Origin of the sequence: Lentzea sp. NBRC 102530 (assembly GCF_030269365.1) — a bacterium.
Classification (GTDB): domain Bacteria; phylum Actinomycetota; class Actinomycetes; order Mycobacteriales; family Pseudonocardiaceae; genus Lentzea.
Map to the genome: position 1 here is coordinate 544241 of NZ_BSTF01000004.1, position 17470 is coordinate 561710.

The following is a 17470-nucleotide window of genomic DNA, read 5'->3' on the forward strand; positions in this document are numbered from 1 at the left end:
AATAGTTTTGTTTCGGATTAGTTTGCTACCGTTGGGTCATGGGCACGACGGGGTGTACTGACCTGATGATGCTGCTGCATCGGGCGTCGCACGCGCTCGAGACGGAGTTGACGGCGCGGCTCGCGGAGATCGGACTGACTCCGCGAGCCCGCTGCGTGCTGGCCAGCGCGCTGGACGCCGGACTCACGCAGATCGAGATCGCGGACCGGGTCGGCATCGACAAGACGACCATGGTCGTGACGCTGGACGCCCTCGAATCCGCCGGGTACGCCGAGCGTCAGCCGTCGCCCACGGACCGTCGTGCGCGCGTGGTGGTGGTGACCGACGCCGGCCGCACGATGACCGCCAAGGCTGACGAGGTGTACGTGGACGTCGTGAGCAGTGTGCTCGGCGCGTTGCCAGATGACGAACGATCTGGCCTGGTCGGAGGCCTGACCCGGCTGGTCGAAGGCCGGTTGAGCAGCCCGCCCCCGTGTGAGAAGCCGCCCCGCAAACGTGCCGTGCGTCATGCAGTTGGATAAGAGATAGTCCCGTAAAAAACTATCTGTTACGGTCTCTCTTATGACTTCAGGGGGATCGAGGACCGACGCGCGCTGGCTCGCGCTGATCGTGCTGTGCGCGGGGATGTTGATGATCGTGCTGGACCAGACGATCGTGAACGTGGCGCTGCCCGCCATCGCGCAGGACCTCCAGTTCGGCCAGGCCGGACTCGCGTGGGTCGTGAACGCGTACCTGATCGCCTACGGCGGTCTGCTGCTGCTCGCGGGCCGCCTCGGCGACCTGATCGGGCACAAGAAGGTGTTCCTGATCGGCCTCGGCGTGTTCACCGTCGCCTCGCTGCTGTGCGGGCTGTCGTTCAGCGCCGAGATGCTGATCGTGTCCCGGTTCGTGCAGGGTGCGGGTGGTGCCCTGGCGACGTCCGTGACTTTGGGAATGGTCGTGACGATGTTCCCGGAGCCGGGGGAGCAGCGGCGCGCGATCGGCATCTTCAGCTTCGTCGCCGCGGCCGGTGCGTCACTCGGGCTTCTGCTGGGTGGTGTGCTGACCGACGCCATGTCGTGGCACTGGATCTTCTTCGTGAACATCCCGATCGGCCTGGTGGCCGCGGTGTTCGCCGTTCGGCTGGTGCCTGACTCGGTCGGTCTCGGGCTGCGCGCGGGCGCGGACGTCGTCGGGGCGTTGTTGATCGTCGCCGCGGTGATGCTCGGCGTGTACACGATCGTCAAGGCCGAGCACTACGGCTTCGGGTCCGCGCACACGTTGGTGCTTGGCGCCGTTGCCGTCGCGTTGTTGGTGGGCTTTGTCGTGCGCCAACGGACTGCCGCACGGCCGTTGCTGCCGTTGCGGGTGTTCCGCTCTCGCAACGTGACCGGGGCGAACCTGGTGCAGATCTCCATGGTGGCGGGGATGTTCGGGCTGTTCTTCCTCGGCACGCTCTACATGCAGCTCGTGTTGCAGTACACGCCGTTGCAGATCGGGCTCGCCTTCATGCCCGTCGCCGGTGCCATCGCGGTGTTCTCGGTGTCGTTGTCGGCCCGGCTCAACTCGCGGTACGGCGAGCGCAACATGCTGATCGTGGGGCTGCTGTTCATGCTCGCCGGGATGCTGGTGTTCACGCAGGTGCCGGTCGACGGCTCCTACGTGGCGCACATCCTGCCCGCGGTGGCTCCTCTCGGGGTCGGACTGGGGTTGTCGTTCCCCGCGCTGATGTCGCTGGCGATGTCCGGTGCCTCGCCCGACGAGGCCGGGCTCGCGTCCGGGCTGGTGAACACGACCGCGCAGGTGGGCGGGGCTTTGGGGCTCGCCGTGCTGGCCACGACGTCGACCTCGTACACGTCGTCGTTGCTGGCCTCGGGGGTTGGCCGGTTGGAGGCGTTGACCTCCGGGTTCCACCTGGCGTTCTGGATCTCCGCCTCGCTGGTGGCGGTGGCTCTCGGGCTCGCGGTGTTCGTGTTGCGGCAGGTCGCGGTCGACCGTTCCGCCCAGCCGGTGCTGGTGCACTAGTGGTCGGCTAGTTCTTCTCGCTTCTGAACGTCCTCGGTGCGCAGGATCTTGAACTTGCGGTCCTTCGCCTCGAGGACCTTCAGGAAGCCGGGGCTCGTCTCGAAGACGTAGACCTCTTCGGAGTCGTTGATGCGTTCCTTCGGCACCCACGGGGTGCTGACGATCGCGGCGACGGCCAGGGCGGAGCCGGCCAGGATCCAGGCGAACCACTTGAGGATCCAGCGGGCGTTGTGGATCGCGAGCACCATGGCCGCACCGATCGCGACGGCGCCCAGGGCCAGCCACCAGCGGTGGTAGGTCAGGGTGTGGCTGACCATGAGTGCGATGAGGACGATCAGCGCGAGGAGTGCGGTCGTGTTCGGACGTTCCGGGTCCTTGCGGGTGCGCAGGTAGTAGAAGAACGTCGCCGGGGTGACGATCATCAGCAGGACCGTGCTGATGCGGTCGTCCGCCATGAACGTGCCGAGGAACAGGCCCGGGGCGTCGTCCAGTTCGAGGGTGTGCAGGAGCGCGAAGCTCGTGTGCCAGTCGTAGTGGGAGACGGCGAGGAGCCTGAGGAGGACGAACAGGACGGCGGCGCCCGTTACGGCGGAACCCGTGTGCTTTGCACTCACGGCAGCACTATGGCGCATTCCTGGCTGATGGATCGCCTGGTGTGCTGCGCGGCTGCTTCGAGTAGTCCCCGTCACAGCCCTGTCGGAGGGCGCCGCACGTGCGCGGTTACCCTTGTCGGCACATCCCGTACCTGTTTTTGAGGAGTCACACCGTCGTGTCCGAGCGCACCCTGGTTCTCGTTAAGCCCGATGGCGTCGCCCGTGGTCTCGTCGGCGAGGTGATCGCCCGCATCGAGCGCAAGGGCCTCAAGCTCGCCGCGCTCGAGCTGCGCACCGCCGACCGCGCCACCGCCGAGCAGCACTACGCGGAGCACGACGGCAAGCCGTTCTACGGTGACCTGGTCGACTTCATCACCGGTGGGCCGCTGGTCGCGATCGTCGTCGAGGGCGTTCGGGCCGTGCCGGCGTTCCGTCAGCTCGCCGGTGGCACCGACCCCGTCGAGAAGGCCACGCCCGGCACGATCCGCGGTGACTTCGGCACCGAGGTCCAGTACAACCTGGTGCACGGGTCGGACTCGGCCGAGTCGGCCGAGCGCGAGATCAAGATCTGGTTCCCGAACCTCTGATCTGGTCCGGCTTTGAGGGGACGTGCCGGCTTGCGCCGGCGCGTCCCCTTCCTGTTCCAGCGGGGTTGGTTGCGTTTGCCGGGTCCTGGCTGCGGGGTCGCGCGGGTCGGTTCGACCATGTGGGGTGCGATCGGGGCTTGACGTCGAGCCTCTGGCGGGGGCGCTTTCGGCTTCACCACGCCAGGTTTCGCAGGTGGTCGGCTTGCGATGCCGGCTGTCCAATCGAGTGCGCGCACCTGGCCAAGACGGTGGTCGGCTTGCGTTGGCGAGTGCGGCCGGCACCGCTTCCAATGCCTCGGCGCCACCCGCCTTCGACACCTTCACACCGCCGCCTCCACCTTCGCTGCCCCTGCGCCCTCACCGCCGTCGCGGGCTGCTGCCCAAGCCCCCTGCCGCGGCCCCGTTGAGCGTGGTGCCCTCCGGGTAGCCGAGTGGCAGGTACATCCACACGTCGTCCCAGCGCTCCGTCCCCACGGCAATGGCGTTGGGCATCCGCCCGCACTCCCGAAACCCGAGGCTCTCGTACAGCTCGATGGCGCCGTGGTTGTTGCCGCGCACCCCGAGCATCAGGATTTCGAGGCTTGCGGAGCGGGCGTTGGCGATGAGGCCCTCCATCACCTGCCTGCCCAGTCCGAGGCCGCGGGCCGACGGGTGCGCCATGATCTGCTGGACCTCGGCCCGGTGCCCGAACACGGCGGTCGAGCCCCGGCGCCACAGGCCCACCGCGCGCACCACGCCGTCCACCTGGACCGCGCAGAACGCGGCGTCACCATCGCGGACCTGCTTCAGCACACCGTCCAACCAGGTCGAAATGCGCTCGAAGGAGGGAGGCGAGTGGTAGCCGACGGCTCCGCCCGCGGCCACCACGTCGTGGACCACCGCGTGGATCTCGGTGCGGAGGTGGTCGTCGGCTTCCGAGAGCCAGAGCAGCGTCATGGGGCGATCGTAATTGCGGTGAAAATTGTCAGACCTGTTCGTTAACGTCGGGCGGGTGGAGAACCTCGTTGAGGCCAAGGCCCTGACCAAGCACTTCGGGTCGTTCGAGGCCGTGCGCGGCATCGACGTCGAGGTGCGGCGGGGCGAGGCGTTCGGGTTTCTCGGGCCCAACGGGGCCGGGAAGTCGTCGACCATGCGGATGATCTCGTGCGTGTCCGGGCGGACCGGCGGAGATCTCAAGGTGCTCGGGATGGATCCCGGGACGGACGGGCCGAAGATCAGGGCGAGACTCGGCGTGGTGCCGCAGCTGGACAACCTCGACACGGAGTTGACGGTCCGGCAGAACCTGCAGATCTACGGGCGGTACTTCGGCATGTCCCGGCAGAAGTGCCGGGAAAAGGCGGTGGAGCTGCTGGAGTTCGCGCAGCTCGCGGATCGGGCGGACCACGAGGTCGAGCCGCTGAGCGGCGGCATGAAGCGCCGGCTCACGATCGCGCGGTCGCTGGTGAACGATCCGGAGCTGCTGCTGCTGGACGAACCCACCACCGGGTTGGACCCGCAGGCCCGGCACCTGTTGTGGGACAGGCTGTTCCGGCTGAAGCAGGAGGGCGTCACGCTCATCATCACCACGCACTACATGGACGAGGCGGAGCAGTTGTGCGACCGGCTCGTGGTGATGGACGGCGGGCGGATCGCGGCCGAGGGGTCGCCCAAAGAGCTGATCACCAGGTACTCCACCAAAGAGGTGCTGGAGCTGCGGTTCCAGCCCGACGAGGAGAAGCCCGACCTCACGAGGTTCGCCGAACGGGTCGAGGTGCTGCCGGACCGGTTGCTGCTGTACACGGTGGACGGTGAGGCGACGTTGCAGAGGGTGCACGAGCAAGGGGTGACACCTGTGCAGAGCCTGGTGCGCAGGAGTTCCCTGGAGGACGTGTTCCTCAGGCTCACCGGCCGGACGTTGGTGGACTGATGGACACGTTGCGGGCGAGTTGGTTCGGGTTCGAGAAGACCTGGACGTGGTACCGGCGCAACTGGCGGGCCACGGCCGTGTCGGGCTTCCTCACGCCGGTGTTGTTCCTGTTGGCGCTCGGGGTCGGGTTCGGGTCGCAGGTGCAGTCGACGGCGTTGATCGGGGGCGTGCCGTACCTGCAGTACCTGGCGCCCGCGCTGGTCGTGGTCACGGCGGTGCAGGGGGCCACGTTCGAGTCGACGTTCCCGGTCATGTCGCAGTTCATGTGGCAGAAGTCGTTCATCGCCATGGTGGCCACGCCGATCACGCCCGCGCAGGTGCTCTACTCGCAGGTGATGTGGCTCGGCTCGCAGCTGTTGTTGCGGTCGGTGGTGTTCGTGGGCGTCGCGGCCGTGCTCGGGGCGGCGGCGGGGCCGGGGATCCTGCTCGCGATCCTGGCCGGGACGCTGGCGGGGCTCGCGTTCGGCGTGCCGTTGGTGGCCTACAGCGCCACGTTGGAGAAGCCCGAGGCGTTCAACAACATCTTCCGGTTCGTGCTCATGCCGATGACGTTGTTCACCGGCGCGTTCTTCCCCGTCAGCCAGCTGCCGGACTGGTTGGTGCCGGTGGTGTGGCTGACGCCCGCCTGGCACGGCATCGAGCTCGCGCGCGGCGCGACGTTCGGCACGTTGGACCTGTTGCCGGCGTTGGGGCACGTCGTGTACCTCGGGGCGTTGGTCGTCGTCGGGATCGTGCTCGGCGTGAAGTTCTTCCACCGGAGGCTGGCGGTATGACGCAGACCCTCGACCGCGCCGACCAGGCCCGGCCCGCGAGCGTGGGGCTGCTGTGGCGGGTGATCCCGCCGGGGTTGTACGGCGGCAAGGCGAGCAAGCTCGTCGAACGGTCCGCGATGGTGAACCGGCGCGCGTGGTTCGTGCTGGTCGGCGGCGCGTTCGAGCCCATGCTGTTCCTCTGGTCGCTCGGGCTCGGGTTCGGGCAGATGGTCACCTCGGTGGCCGGGCCGGACGGGCAGCCGATCAGCTACGCGGCGTTCGTGGCGCCCGCCCTGCTCGCGGCCAGCGCGATGAACGGGGCCGTGTACGACGCGACGTTCAACGTGTTCTTCAAGTTCAAGTACGCGAAGCTCTACGACGCGATGCTCACGACCCCGATGGGGCCGATGGACATCGCGATCGGTGAGATCTCCTGGGCGTTGCTGCGCGGCGGGCTGTACTCGGCCGGGTTCATCGCGGTCATGCTCGGCATGGGGCTGGTCTTCTCGCCGTGGGCGTTGCTGGCGTTGCCCGCGGCACTGCTGGTGGCGTTCGCGTTCGCGGCGGTGGGCATGGCGGCGACGACGTTCATGAGGTCCTGGCAGGACTTCGACCTCGTGCAACTCGCGGTGCTGCCGATGTTCCTGTTCTCGACGACGTTCTACCCGCTCAGCGTCTACCCGGGCTGGTTGCAGGCGGTGGTGTCGTGGACGCCGCTCTACCACGCGGTCGAGCTGATGCGCGGTCTCACGCTCGGCGTCGTCGGCTGGGGCATGCTCGGGCACGTCGCGTACTTCGCGGTGCTGTCGGCCGTCGGAACGGTGGTCGCGGCACGCCGTCTGGGCAAGTTGTTGCTGGACTGACCGCCGATTCGGCCGTCGCCTGTGGGGGCCGTTACTCTGGTCGTGTGAGTGTCGAGTCTGTTTTCCCCAGGTTGGAGCCACTGCTGCCGCGGATCTCCAAGCCGGTGCAGTACGTCGGCGGGGAGCTCAACGCGACCGTCAAGGACTGGGACGCGGCGTCCGTGCGCTGGGCTTTGATGTACCCCGACGCGTACGAGGTCGGCCTGCCCAACCAGGGCGTCATGATCCTCTACGAGATCCTCAACGAGCTGCCGGACGTGCTCGCCGAGCGCACCTACGCGGTGTGGCCGGATCTCGAAGCGCTCATGCGTGAGCACGACGTCCCGCAGTTCACGGTCGACGGGCACCGTCCGCTCAAGGCGTTCGACCTGATGGGCATCAGCTTCGCGACGGAGCTGGGCTACACCAACATGCTGACGGCGCTGGACCTCGCCGGCATCCCGCTGCACGCGCAGGACCGCACCGAGGACGACCCGATCGTGGTCGCCGGCGGGCACGCGGCGTTCAACCCCGAACCGATCGCCCAGTTCGTGGACGCGGCGGTGCTCGGCGACGGCGAGGAGGCCGTCCTCGAGATCACCGAGATCGTGAAGAACTGGAAGGCCGAAGGCTGCCCCGGTGGCCGCGACGAGGTGCTGACCAGGCTCGCCGAGACCGGTGGCGTGTACATCCCGCGCTTCTACGACGTGGAGTACCTGCCGGACGGCCGCATCCAGCGCGTCGTGCCGAACCGCGACCGGGTCCCGTACCGCGTGTTCAAGCGCACCACGATGGACCTCGACGCGTGGCCGTACCCGAAGCAGCCGCTGGTGCCGCTCGCCGAGAGCGTCCACGAGCGGATGAGCGTCGAGATCTTCCGCGGCTGCACGCGCGGCTGCCGCTTCTGCCAGGCGGGCATGATCACCCGCCCGGTGCGCGAGCGGTCCATCGAGGGCATCGGCGCCATGGTCCAGAAGGGCCTGGAGGCCACCGGCTTCGAAGAGGTCGGCCTGCTGTCCCTGTCCAGCGCGGACCACAGCGAGATCGCCGAGATCACCAAGGGCCTCGCGGACCGCTACGAGGGCACCAACACGGGCCTGAGCCTGCCGTCCACGCGCGTCGACGCGTTCAACATCGACCTCGCGAACGAGCTGTCCCGCAACGGACGGCGCTCGGGTCTCACCTTCGCGCCCGAGGGCGGCAGCGAGCGGATGCGGCGCGTCATCAACAAGATGGTGTCCGAGGAGGACCTCATCCGGACGGTGTCGGCCGCGTTCTCCAACGGCTGGCGGCAGGTGAAGCTCTACTTCATGTGCGGTCTGCCGACCGAGGAGGACGAGGACGTCCTGCAGATCGCGGAGATGGCGAAGAACGTCATCCGCGCGGGCCGGCAGGCGAGCGGCCGCAACGACGTCCGCTGCACCATCTCGATCGGCGGGTTCGTGCCCAAGCCGCACACGCCGTTCCAGTGGGCGCCGCAGTGCGACCCGGACGTGGTCGACGACCGCCTCCGCAAGCTCCGCGAGGCCGTCAACGCCGACCGCAGCCTCGGCCGCAACATCGGCATGCGCTACCACGACGGCAAGCCGAGCCTCATCGAAGGCCTGCTCAGCCGGGGTGACCGCCGCATCGGCAAGGTCATCGAGGCCGTGTGGCGCGACGGCGGCCGGTTCGACGGCTGGAGCGAGCACTTCAGCTACGACCGGTGGACCGCCATGGCCGCGCAGGAGCTCGAGCCGCTCGGCGTCGACCTCGCCTGGTTCACCACCCGCGAGCGCGAGGAGCTGGAGGTCCTGCCCTGGGACCACCTCGACTCGGGCCTCGACAAGGAGTGGCTCTGGGCCGACTGGCAGGACGCGCTCGACGAGCGCGAGCAGGACGACTGCCGCTGGACCCCGTGCTTCGACTGCGGTGTCTGCCCCGCGATGGGCACCGACATCGAGGTCGGCCCGACCGGGCGCAAGCTGCTGCCGATCTCCCCGGTCGGCATCGGTTCGCCGGTGAAGAACCCCTCGCTCACGCCGTGACGGCGAGCCCGCCCACCATCACGCCCGCCTCCGACGAGGTGGCCGTGATGGTGGCGGGCCGGCCGAGCGAGTCGCCCATGTCGACGGTGACGTCCGCGCCCAGGTGAGCCGCGAGACAGGCCGTGCTGTTGGCGTTCGCGATGTCCTCCGGAACGCCGATGGACGGCGCGAACATCCTTGCCGCGTACCGGCTTCCGCCTGAGTAGGTGTAGCAGCCGAGCAGTCCGGACTCGTCGGTCGCCGCCTTCAGCAGGTCCAGGTCAGGACTCAGCGCGGCGACGTCCGGCACCTCGATGAGCATCCGCGGCCTGCCGAGCGTGGCGATCACACACGAGCCGTCAGTGCCCAACGCGCGCACGACCGCGTCTCGTTCCGCGGAGCTGGCTTCACGGACCTGGATCGGGCCCGGATCGAAGAACGCCTCGACGCCCGCGGACGTGAGTTCCGCCGTGCCCCGGAACGTCCGCGCGCCCGCCCGCAACGTGAACTCGCGCGTGCCGTCGGCGGCCAGCACCGCCAGCGCCGCCACGGTTCCGTGCCCGCAGCCCGGCAGCTCGCCCTCGGACGTGAAGAACCGCAACGCGCCCTGCGGCCCGAGGAAGACGGCGTGCGAGGTGCCGTGCTCGACGGGCAACGCCCGTCGTTCGGCGTCGCTGAACTCCCCGTCGGGCAGCACCAGCGTCGGACTGCCGCCGGACCCGTCGCGCAGGCAGGCGTTGACGATCACTTCGTGACGGCGGCGAGGGCGTCCACGAGCCCGTGGCCGTAGAACGAGTTGTACTCCGAGTACCCGGTGCAGAACGCGTCCTGCACGCCCGTGCCGTTGAGGTCGTAGTCGTCCGGGCAGGCCAGTGTCTGCGCCTGCGCGTTCAGCATGCGGCCCAGCGACACCGCGTCGGTGTCGGGGTGCGTCGACGCGATCAGCGCCGCGACGCCGGACGCGTGCGGGGCCGCCATCGACGTGCCGCACGAGTAGTCGTAGCCGGACGGCACGGTCGACAGCACGCACCCGTTCGGTGTGCGCGGATCGCCACCCGGCGCCGTCACGTCGATCGCGCCGAGCCCGTAGGAGCTGTACCCGGCCTTGGTCCGGTTCGAGTCGACCGCCGACACGCCCACCACGTTCTTGAGCTGCGCGGGCAGCACCACGCACGTCGAGTCGACCGGCCGCGTCTGCGCCTCGCCGTTCGTCGGCGACAACGAGTCGCGGCCCGGCCGGGACAGGTCGGCGGCGGCGTTCCCGGCGGCGGCGACGGTCAGCACGTTGCGCGAGGTCGCGTAGTCCACGGCCCGGCGCACGGCCTCGTAGACGACCCGCTGGCCCGGCTCGCTCTGGCACGTGAACAGGTACGGGTCGATGAAGTAGCTGTTGTTGGTGATGGTCATCTGCTGTGAGGCGGCCCACATGAACCCGCACACCGCGTACTCGGGGTAGATGAACCCGTCGTCGTCGACGACCTTCACGGACGCGATGCGCACGCCCGGCGCCACGCCGGTGGTGCCGCGGCCGTCGTCAGCGGCGGCGATGGTGCCCGCGACGTGCGTGCCGTGCGGCGACGTCGTCGGGATCCACGCGGACGGCGAGGTGTCGGGCTTGCCGGTGAGGCAGCCCGCGGACAGTTCGGGGGCCAGCGCGCCCACCAGGTCGGGGTGGCGGGCGTCGACGCCGGAGTCCAGCACGCCCACGACGACGGACTTGGAGCCCGTGGTGATCTCGTGCGCCTGCGGGGCCCGGATGAGATCCATGTCCCATTGTTCGGACGAGCGCCCACCGGAGGGCCGGAAGAGCTCCGTGTCGTCCTTCTTCCGCTTCGCCGACCGCTTGGCGACGCTCTCGGCCTGCGCGCTGTAGGCGCGGTCCGGGCCGATCCGCTTGAGGAAACCGGGGTCCGGCGAGGTGGCCACCGCGACCGCGATCTGGGGGTAGTAGACGGTCGTCAGACCACACGCCCCGGTGACCTCCGCGTTGGCCTGCTCGGCGGTCGTGGCCTGCGGAAACACCACCAGGTACCGCAGCAGCGGACCCGGCTGGATGCAGGCGGGGGCCTCGGGCGTCGACTCCGGCTCGGCGCCGGCGGGCAGGGACGCCGCCAATACCCCGGCCACGAGCAGTGCGGTCATCGCCGCCGCTCGGGCGCGGTGGAGCAGAGGCACCAGGGACCTCCAGGTAGGCAGGGCGTCCAGTCAGCCGGACCGTAGCCACGCGCAACGATCTAGACAAGCTGAACGTTCTGAATCGGGTTCACGGTACCGTCCTCATGGACGAACAGCCTGCGCCGATGGGACCGCTCACCCATCGGAACACCACTCGGGAGCACCACTGAGCCGCAACCTGCCCAACAACCCGTCGGCCGCCGCCGTGCAGAAGCTGCGCCTCCGCTACACCAAGCGGGGGAGGCTGCGTTTCACTTCGCACCGCGACATCGCTCGCACGTTCGAACGCGCGCTGCGCAGGGCAGGCGTACCCATGGCGTACTCGCAGGGGTTCAGCCCTCACCCGAAGGTGTCGTGGGTGGGGGCCGCGCCGACCGGCGTGGCGAGCGAGGCCGAGTACGTCGAGGTGTCCGTGGTCGAGAAGGTCGACCCGGTGGCTCTCAAGATCGCGCTCGACGCGGCGTTGCCCCCCGGCATCGACGTCGTCGACATCGTCGGGTCGCTCGGCGGCAACCTCACCGAGCGCATCGACGCGAGCGAGTGGCGGATCGAGCTCGACGGGGTCGCCCCCGACGAGCTGGCCAAGGCCGTGGAGGTGTTCCTCTCGGCGGAGTCCGTCGAGGTCGAACGGCTCACCAAGAGCGGTGTGAAGATGCTCGACGTGCGGCCTGCCGTCGTGTCGGCGCTGGTCGAACCACGTTCGAGCGACGCCGGACACGATGACACCGCTTTGTCACAACCGTGTGGGATACTCATGACGGTCGTACGGCAGGTAACGCCTACCGTTCGACCCGACGACGTGCTGAATGCGCTTCGCGTCGTGGCCGATCTCGTGCCGCCGGTACCTGCGAAAGCAACCCGGATGGCGCAGGGACGCCTCGATGACGACGGCAGGCTGGTGGACCCGCTCCAACAGGACAGAGAGTCCTGACAGGAGCGCGGGTCGCGCCAGCTGCGACGCGCAAACAGGAGGAGCGGCGCTGACAGCGGCGTCGTCGTGGGACCTGCGCAAGCGTGCGCCCGGTGAGGCGCCACGCCGCTGCGCGCGAGGCAAGGATTCCCGCCGCGAGCAGCGGTGGAGAGAGACAAGAGAGGCCCCTGCGCGGCCGCGTCCTCACGGGACGCGCCCGGGGGTGGAGGAGCTGCATGTCGAACAAGGAACAGCCTGCCGGTGGCACCGGCGGGCAGGGTGTGGTTGCCGCACGCCCTGAACTGGCGGACCTGCCGGACAAGTTGCGGGTCCACGCGCTGGCGAAGCTGCTGGAGGTCAGCAGCAAGGACGTGATGACGGCGCTGGCCGACCTCGGTGAGGTCGCCCGCAGCGCGCAGTCGAGCGTGAGCCGCGACGTGGCCCTGAAGGTCGCCGAGACGCTCATCGACTGGGACGACGTCGTCACGGGCGAGGTCACCGAGGACTACGAGGCCCCCGCGGTCCCGGCGTTCGAGGCACCCGCGCTCGCGCCGATCTTCGCCGCGCCGAGCGCCGTCTTCCTGCCCCCGACGCCGGTCGAGCGCCCCAAGGCGCCCGTCTCGCCGTTCGTGGTCGAGGAGACGCCGGTCGTCGAGGAGAAGTCGGTCGGCGAGATCGCCGCGGACGAGCTCGACGCCGCCGAGGCCGCTGCCGAAGCGGACGCCGACGCCGACGCGGACGCGGACTCCGACGACGAGGGTGACGGCCGCCGTCGCCGCCGCCGGGGCCGTCGCGGCCGCGGCCGGGGCAAGGGCACCGACGCCGAGGCCGGCGACGAGACCGACGAGGCTCCCGCCGAGGACGCGGGCGAGACCTCCGAGGAGACCGAGGCCTCCGACGAGACCGACGACGAGGGCGACGAGAGCTCGACCCGCCGTCGCCGCCGTCGCCGTCGCCGCAAGACCGGCACGGACGACGACGTCACGTCCGAGGACGACCCGCCGAACACCGTCGTGCACGTGCGTGACTCACGGGACGCACGCGACGACAAGGCCGACTCCGAGGCCGCCCAGAGCGAGGTCCGCAGCATCCGCGGCTCCACGCGCCTCGAGGCCAAGCGCCAGCGCCGCCGCGACGGTCGCGAGGCCGGCCGCCGCCGTGCCCCGGTGCTGACCGAGGCCGAGTTCCTGGCCCGCCGCGAGGCCGTGGCCCGCACGATGGTCGTCCGCGAGCGCGGCGACCGCACCCAGATCGGCGTCCTCGAGGACGGCGTGCTGGTCGAGCACTTCGTCACGTCGTCGGGCTCCGGCTCGATCGTCGGCAACGTGTACCTCGGCCGCGTGCAGAACGTGCTGCCGAGCATGGAAGCCGCGTTCATCGACATCGGCCGCGGCCGCAACGCCGTGCTCTACGCCGGTGAGGTCGACTGGGACGCCGCCGGTCTCGAGGGCAAGTCCCGCAAGATCGAGCAGGCGCTCTCCAGCGGCGACTCGGTGCTCGTCCAGGTCACCAAGGACCCGGTCGGCCACAAGGGCGCCCGTCTGACCACCCAGATCAGCCTCCCCGGCCGCTTCCTGGTCTACGTGCCGGGCGGCGGTGCCACGGGCATCAGCCGCAAGCTGCCGGACAACGAGCGCAAGCGCCTCAAGGACATCCTGAAGAGGGTCGTCCCCGAGGACGCCGGCGTGATCATCCGCACCGCCTCGGAGGGCATCTCCGAGGAGGAGCTCGGCCGCGACGTGACGCGTCTGCAGGCCCAGTGGAAGGTCATCCGGGAGAAGGCCGACAGCACCTCCACCAAGGCGCCGACGCTGCTCTACGAAGAGCCGGACCTGCTGGTGAAGGTCGTCCGCGACCTGTTCACCGAGGACTTCGCGCAGCTCGTCGTCCAGGGCGACGAGGCGTGGGAGGTCATCGACTCCTACGTCCGCCACGTGGCGCCGGACCTGCAGGACCGCCTGAAGAAGCACGTCGGCAACAACGACGCGTTCGTCGAGTACCGCATCGACGAGCAGCTGATGAAGGCGCTCGACCGCAAGGTCTGGCTGCCCTCGGGCGGCTACCTGATCATCGACCGCACCGAGGCGATGACGGTCATCGACGTCAACACCGGCAAGTTCACCGGGTCGGGCGGCAACCTCGAAGAGACCGTCACGCGCAACAACCTGGAGTCGGCGGAGGAGATCGTCCGCCAGCTCCGGCTGCGCGACATCGGCGGCATCATCGTCATCGACTTCATCGACATGGTCCTGGAGTCGAACCGCGACCTGGTCCTGCGCCGCCTCACCGAGTGCCTCGGCCGCGACCGCACGCGTCACCAGGTCGCCGAGGTCACCTCGCTGGGTCTCGTGCAGATGACCCGCAAGCGGGTCGGCACCGGCCTGCTCGAGGCGTTCAGCCAGACGTGTGAGCACTGCCGCGGCCGTGGCGTCGTCGTGTCCACCGAGCCCGTGCACTCGCACGGCGGCGGTGGCAACGGCGGCGGCCAGCAGCAGCCGCAGGGCGGTGGCCGCAAGTCGCGCCGCAACAAGGGCGGCTCCGAGCACGCGGCGGAGACCACCGAGGTCGTCGAGGTGTCCGTCGAGGCGCCCGAGGCATCGGTCGTGCCCGAGGTGGTCGAGCCGGGCGAGCCCGAGGACACCTCCGAGGACGCGGTCGCGGCCGACCAGGAGCACGAGGGCCACGGCCGTCGCCGCCGCCGTCGCCGGGGCAGGGACAAGGAGCCGCAGGCCGTCGTCGACGCGGTCGTGGTCGAGGAGCAGGCGCTCAACGGTCACGTGTCGCACGAGGACCCGGCGCCCGTCGAGCTCGAGCCCGTCGCCGAGCCCGAGGTGATCGAGGAGACCACCGAGGAACTCGTCGAGCCGGTCGCCGAGCCCGAGCCGCCCAGGCCGAAGCTGTCGGGCCGGATCGGCTCCCAGCAGCCCGCGGTCACCGGCCGCATCGGCTCCCAGCAGCCCGCCGTGACCGGACGCATCGGCGCCCAGCTCCCGGAACCCGCTGAGGTCGAGCAGGAGCCCGTGGTGGCCCCTGAGCCGGTCGCAGCGCCCGAGCCCGTCGCCGAGGCCCCTGCGGCCGTCGTGGCGGCCCCCGCGGCCCGTCCGCGGCGCCGTGCGGCCAAGCGCGCCGCCGGTGCGCCCGCGGCGACCGAGGCGCCGTCCGCGCCGATCGTCGTCGAGGTGCCCAAGCAGCCCGAGGTCCAGATGCCCGCGCCGGTGGTCACCACCACTCGCCGTCGCCGCGCCGTGTCGCGGCCGGCGGGACCGCCGGTCCAGGAGGACTGAAGCGCATGAGCGAGACCGGGGTCGCCTGTCGGCGGCCCCGGTTTTGCTTTGTCCGGAGGCGTTGTGAGGGACCGCACAGCCTGCGGAAACGCGATCGGGGCACCCCAGTTTGCTCCCGGCGTACCCACTCCCGTAACCTTGACGACGGCCCGCCATCCGACGGGTCCTGTCGTGTGCCTCCTCTGGTGCCTTTGGTGGAAACACCGTTCCCAGACTGGTTGGCGCACGGCCCGTCACCATCGAGTAGCAGGAGACTTCCGTCCTGATGTACGCGATCGTCAAGACCGGCGGCAAGCAGTACAAGGTCGCTGTCGGCGACATCGTCGAGGTCGAGAAGCTCGAGGGCGAGCCGGGCACCGAAATCTCCCTCCAGGCGCTGCTCGTGGTCGACGGCACTGACGTCACCGCTGACGCGGACGCCCTGGCGAAGTTCTCGGTTACCGGCAAGCTGGTCGAGCACACCAAGGGCCCGAAGATTCGCATCCACAAGTTCAAGAACAAGACCGGCTACCACAAGCGACAGGGTCACCGTCAGAAGTTGACCCGCGTCGAGGTCACCGGCATCACCGGTAAGTGAGGACCTGACTTCTCATGGCACACAAAAAGGGTGCATCCAGTTCCCGCAACGGCCGTGACTCCAACCCCCAGTACCTGGGTGTGAAGCGGTTCGGCGGTCAGGTCGTCAAGGCCGGCGAGATCCTGATCCGTCAGCGCGGCACCAAGTTCCACCCCGGCGTCGGCGTCGGCATCGGCAAGGACGACACGCTGTTCGCCCTGCTGCCGGGTGCGGTGGAGTTCGGTACGAAGCGCGGTCGCAAGACCGTCAACATCGTCCCGGTCGCGGTCTGAGGAAGACCGCTCCTAGGACGTAGTTAGACCTCTGCGAGGGGCGGGACCGGTCAACCGGCTCCGCCCCTCGTTGTTTGTCCAAGTCTTTTGAGAGGAAGTAGTTCCGTGGCCCGCTTCGTAGACCGGGTGGTGATCCACGCTGCCGCCGGCAACGGGGGCAACGGTTGTGCTTCAGTGCACCGCGAGAAGTTCAAGCCGCTCGGCGGCCCGGACGGCGGCAACGGGGGCAGTGGCGGCAGCGTCATCCTCGTCGTCGACTCGCAGGTGCACACCCTGCTGGACTTCCACTTCCGCCCGCACGCCTCCGCCACCAACGGCAAGGCCGGCGCCGGTGCGCACCGCGACGGTGCGAACGGTGACGACCTGATCCTGCGCGTGCCGGACGGCACCGTGGTGATGACCGAGGCCGGCGAGATCGTCGCCGACCTCGTCGGTGAGGGCACCCAGCTCATCGCGGCGTCCGGTGGCCGTGGCGGTCTCGGCAACGCCTCGCTCGCGTCCAAGGCCCGCAAGGCGCCCGGTTTCGCGTTGCTCGGTGAGCCGGGCGAGACGCGCGATCTGGTGCTGGAGCTCAAGTCCGTCGCGGACGTGGGCCTGCTGGGCTTCCCGTCGGCGGGCAAGTCGTCGCTGATCTCCGTGCTCTCCGCCGCGAAGCCGAAGATCGCCGACTACCCGTTCACGACGCTGGTCCCGAACCTCGGCGTGATCACCGCCGGCGAGACCATCTTCACGATGGCGGACGTCCCCGGCCTGATCCCCGGTGCGTCGCAGGGCAAGGGCCTCGGCCTCGACTTCCTGCGCCACATCGAACGGACCGCCGTGCTCGCGCACGTCGTCGACTGCGCCACGTACGAGCCGGGCCGCGACCCGATCGCCGACATCGACGCGCTGGAGAAGGAACTCTCCGAGTACACCCCGGCGCTCGGCGGCAACTTCGAGGACCGCCCGCGTGTGGTGATCCTCAACAAGGTCGACATCCCCGACGCCCAGGACCTCGCCGACATCGTCCGCCCGGAGATCGAGGCGCGCGGCCTGCCGGTCTTCGAGGTGTCGACGGTGTCCCGCCAGGGCCTGCGGGAGCTGTCGTTCAAGCTGGCCGAGGTCGTCCGCGAGTACCGCGAGGCCCAGCCCAAGAAGGAATCGACCCGAATCGTGCTGCGGCCGACCGCCGTGGACGACCAGGGCTTCACCGTGACCGAGGACCCCTCGGTCGAGGGTGGCTTCATCGTGCGGGGCGAACGCCCGGAGCGCTGGATCCGCCAGACCGACTTCTCCAACGACGAAGCCGTCGGTTACCTCGCGGACCGCCTGAACAGGCTGGGCGTCGAGGACAAGCTCGTGAAGATGGGCGCCATCCCCGGCTGCCAGGTCACCATCGGCGACCTGGTGTTCGACTGGGAGCCGACCACGCCGGCCGGCATCGCGATGACGATGTCACCGACCGGCCGTGGCACGGACGCCCGTCTCGAGCGCAACGACCGCATCGGCGCCCACGAGCGCAAGGCCCTGAAGAAGGCCCGCCGCGCGCCCGGTGACTACGGCGACTTCGACGAGGAGTAAAC

General features: G+C 69.5%; 16 protein-coding genes. 12 read left to right on the top strand and 4 right to left on the bottom strand.

The window, feature by feature from the left end; all coding sequences use genetic code 11:
- Positions 1-38 precede the first annotated feature (38 nt).
- On the top strand, positions 39-521 hold the full coding sequence (locus QSK25_RS14030) for a MarR family winged helix-turn-helix transcriptional regulator (RefSeq protein WP_285638636.1): 483 nt from the start codon (positions 39-41) through the stop codon (positions 519-521).
- A 40-nt stretch (positions 522-561) separates the two neighbouring features.
- Positions 562-2004 (top strand): DHA2 family efflux MFS transporter permease subunit, encoded by a 1443-nt coding sequence (locus tag QSK25_RS14035; RefSeq protein WP_285638637.1) that lies wholly within the window; start codon positions 562-564, stop codon positions 2002-2004.
- On the opposite strand, the gene QSK25_RS14040 is transcribed toward QSK25_RS14035, so the two are convergent.
- Positions 2001-2618: a hypothetical protein gene (locus tag QSK25_RS14040; protein WP_285638638.1), complete on the bottom strand. Its 618-nt coding sequence runs from the start codon at positions 2616-2618 to the stop codon at positions 2001-2003. The genes QSK25_RS14035 and QSK25_RS14040 overlap by 4 nt on opposite strands.
- A 155-nt stretch (positions 2619-2773) precedes the next feature.
- Between QSK25_RS14040 and ndk the strand changes: the two genes are divergently transcribed.
- Positions 2774-3184 (top strand): nucleoside-diphosphate kinase, encoded by a 411-nt coding sequence (gene ndk, locus QSK25_RS14045; RefSeq protein WP_285638639.1) that lies wholly within the window; start codon positions 2774-2776, stop codon positions 3182-3184.
- Positions 3185-3541: 357 nt separating this feature from the next.
- Here ndk and QSK25_RS14050 read toward each other — a convergent pair whose 3' ends face one another.
- Positions 3542-4120 (bottom strand): GNAT family N-acetyltransferase, encoded by a 579-nt coding sequence (locus tag QSK25_RS14050; RefSeq protein ID WP_285638640.1) that lies wholly within the window; start codon positions 4118-4120, stop codon positions 3542-3544.
- A 55-nt stretch (positions 4121-4175) separates the two neighbouring features.
- On the opposite strand from QSK25_RS14050, the gene QSK25_RS14055 reads away from it, so the two are divergent.
- From QSK25_RS14055 to QSK25_RS14070, 4 genes are read left to right on the top strand one after another with little or no spacing between them, the layout of a single operon-like run.
- Positions 4176-5090: an ABC transporter ATP-binding protein gene (locus tag QSK25_RS14055; protein ID WP_285638641.1), complete on the top strand. Its 915-nt coding sequence runs from the start codon at positions 4176-4178 to the stop codon at positions 5088-5090.
- The gene (locus QSK25_RS14060; protein ID WP_285638642.1) at positions 5090-5863 is read left to right on the top strand and encodes an ABC transporter permease; all 774 of its coding nucleotides are present in this window, start codon (positions 5090-5092) and stop codon (positions 5861-5863) included. The genes QSK25_RS14055 and QSK25_RS14060 overlap by 1 nt, the downstream gene beginning before the upstream one ends.
- Entirely contained in the window at positions 5860-6705 is an 846-nt protein-coding gene (locus QSK25_RS14065; RefSeq protein WP_285638643.1) for an ABC transporter permease, read from the top strand. Before QSK25_RS14060 ends, QSK25_RS14065 begins: the two co-directional genes overlap by 4 nt.
- A gap of 44 nt (positions 6706-6749) precedes the next feature.
- Positions 6750-8711, top strand: a complete 1962-nt coding sequence (locus QSK25_RS14070; RefSeq protein ID WP_285638644.1) for a TIGR03960 family B12-binding radical SAM protein — start codon at positions 6750-6752, stop codon at positions 8709-8711.
- Here the strand turns inward: QSK25_RS14070 and QSK25_RS14075 are convergent.
- Both QSK25_RS14075 and QSK25_RS14080 read right to left on the bottom strand, forming a co-directional pair.
- Positions 8701-9438 carry a PhzF family phenazine biosynthesis protein gene (locus QSK25_RS14075; RefSeq protein ID WP_285638645.1) on the bottom strand — a complete coding sequence of 246 codons (738 nt, stop codon included), beginning with the start codon at positions 9436-9438 and terminating at the stop codon, positions 8701-8703. The genes QSK25_RS14070 and QSK25_RS14075 overlap by 11 nt on opposite strands.
- Positions 9435-10832 (bottom strand): S8 family peptidase, encoded by a 1398-nt coding sequence (locus tag QSK25_RS14080; protein ID WP_502881846.1) that lies wholly within the window; start codon positions 10830-10832, stop codon positions 9435-9437. Before QSK25_RS14080 ends, QSK25_RS14075 begins: the two co-directional genes overlap by 4 nt.
- A gap of 238 nt (positions 10833-11070) precedes the next feature.
- Between QSK25_RS14080 and QSK25_RS14085 the strand changes: the two genes are divergently transcribed.
- The 5 genes from QSK25_RS14085 (at position 11071) to obgE (ending at position 17468) form a co-directional block, all read left to right on the top strand.
- Positions 11071-11796, top strand: coding sequence for a TIGR03936 family radical SAM-associated protein (locus QSK25_RS14085; RefSeq protein ID WP_285638647.1), 726 nt, complete (start codon positions 11071-11073; stop codon positions 11794-11796).
- A gap of 215 nt (positions 11797-12011) precedes the next feature.
- The gene (locus tag QSK25_RS14090) at positions 12012-15059 is read left to right on the top strand and encodes a translation initiation factor IF-2 N-terminal domain-containing protein (RefSeq protein ID WP_285638648.1); all 3048 of its coding nucleotides are present in this window, start codon (positions 12012-12014) and stop codon (positions 15057-15059) included.
- Positions 15060-15324: 265 nt separating this feature from the next.
- Complete coding sequence (gene rplU, locus QSK25_RS14095; protein WP_065913850.1) at positions 15325-15636, top strand: 50S ribosomal protein L21; 312 nt, start codon at positions 15325-15327, stop codon at positions 15634-15636.
- Positions 15637-15650: 14 nt separating this feature from the next.
- Positions 15651-15908: a 50S ribosomal protein L27 gene (rpmA, locus tag QSK25_RS14100; RefSeq protein ID WP_053735607.1), complete on the top strand. Its 258-nt coding sequence runs from the start codon at positions 15651-15653 to the stop codon at positions 15906-15908.
- A 105-nt stretch (positions 15909-16013) separates the two neighbouring features.
- Positions 16014-17468: a GTPase ObgE gene (gene obgE / locus QSK25_RS14105; protein ID WP_285638649.1), complete on the top strand. Its 1455-nt coding sequence runs from the start codon at positions 16014-16016 to the stop codon at positions 17466-17468.
- Positions 17469-17470: the final 2 nt, after the last annotated feature.

Excerpts from the sequence above, each read along its gene's own strand:
- QSK25_RS14030 (WP_285638636.1), top strand. The coding sequence starts at position 39 with ATGGGCACGACGGGGTGTACTGACCTGATGATGCTGCTGCATCGGGCG.
- QSK25_RS14035 (WP_285638637.1), top strand. The coding sequence starts at position 562 with ATGACTTCAGGGGGATCGAGGACCGACGCGCGCTGGCTCGCGCTGATC.
- QSK25_RS14050 (WP_285638640.1), bottom strand. The coding sequence starts at position 4,120 with ATGACGCTGCTCTGGCTCTCGGAAGCCGACGACCACCTCCGCACCGAG.
- QSK25_RS14060 (WP_285638642.1), top strand. The coding sequence starts at position 5,090 with ATGGACACGTTGCGGGCGAGTTGGTTCGGGTTCGAGAAGACCTGGACG.
- QSK25_RS14065 (WP_285638643.1), top strand. The coding sequence starts at position 5,860 with ATGACGCAGACCCTCGACCGCGCCGACCAGGCCCGGCCCGCGAGCGTG.
- QSK25_RS14080 (WP_502881846.1), bottom strand. The coding sequence starts at position 10,832 with ATGACCGCACTGCTCGTGGCCGGGGTATTGGCGGCGTCCCTGCCCGCC.
- QSK25_RS14090 (WP_285638648.1), top strand. The coding sequence starts at position 12,012 with ATGTCGAACAAGGAACAGCCTGCCGGTGGCACCGGCGGGCAGGGTGTG.
- rplU (WP_065913850.1), top strand. The coding sequence starts at position 15,325 with ATGTACGCGATCGTCAAGACCGGCGGCAAGCAGTACAAGGTCGCTGTC.
- rpmA (WP_053735607.1), top strand. The coding sequence starts at position 15,651 with ATGGCACACAAAAAGGGTGCATCCAGTTCCCGCAACGGCCGTGACTCC.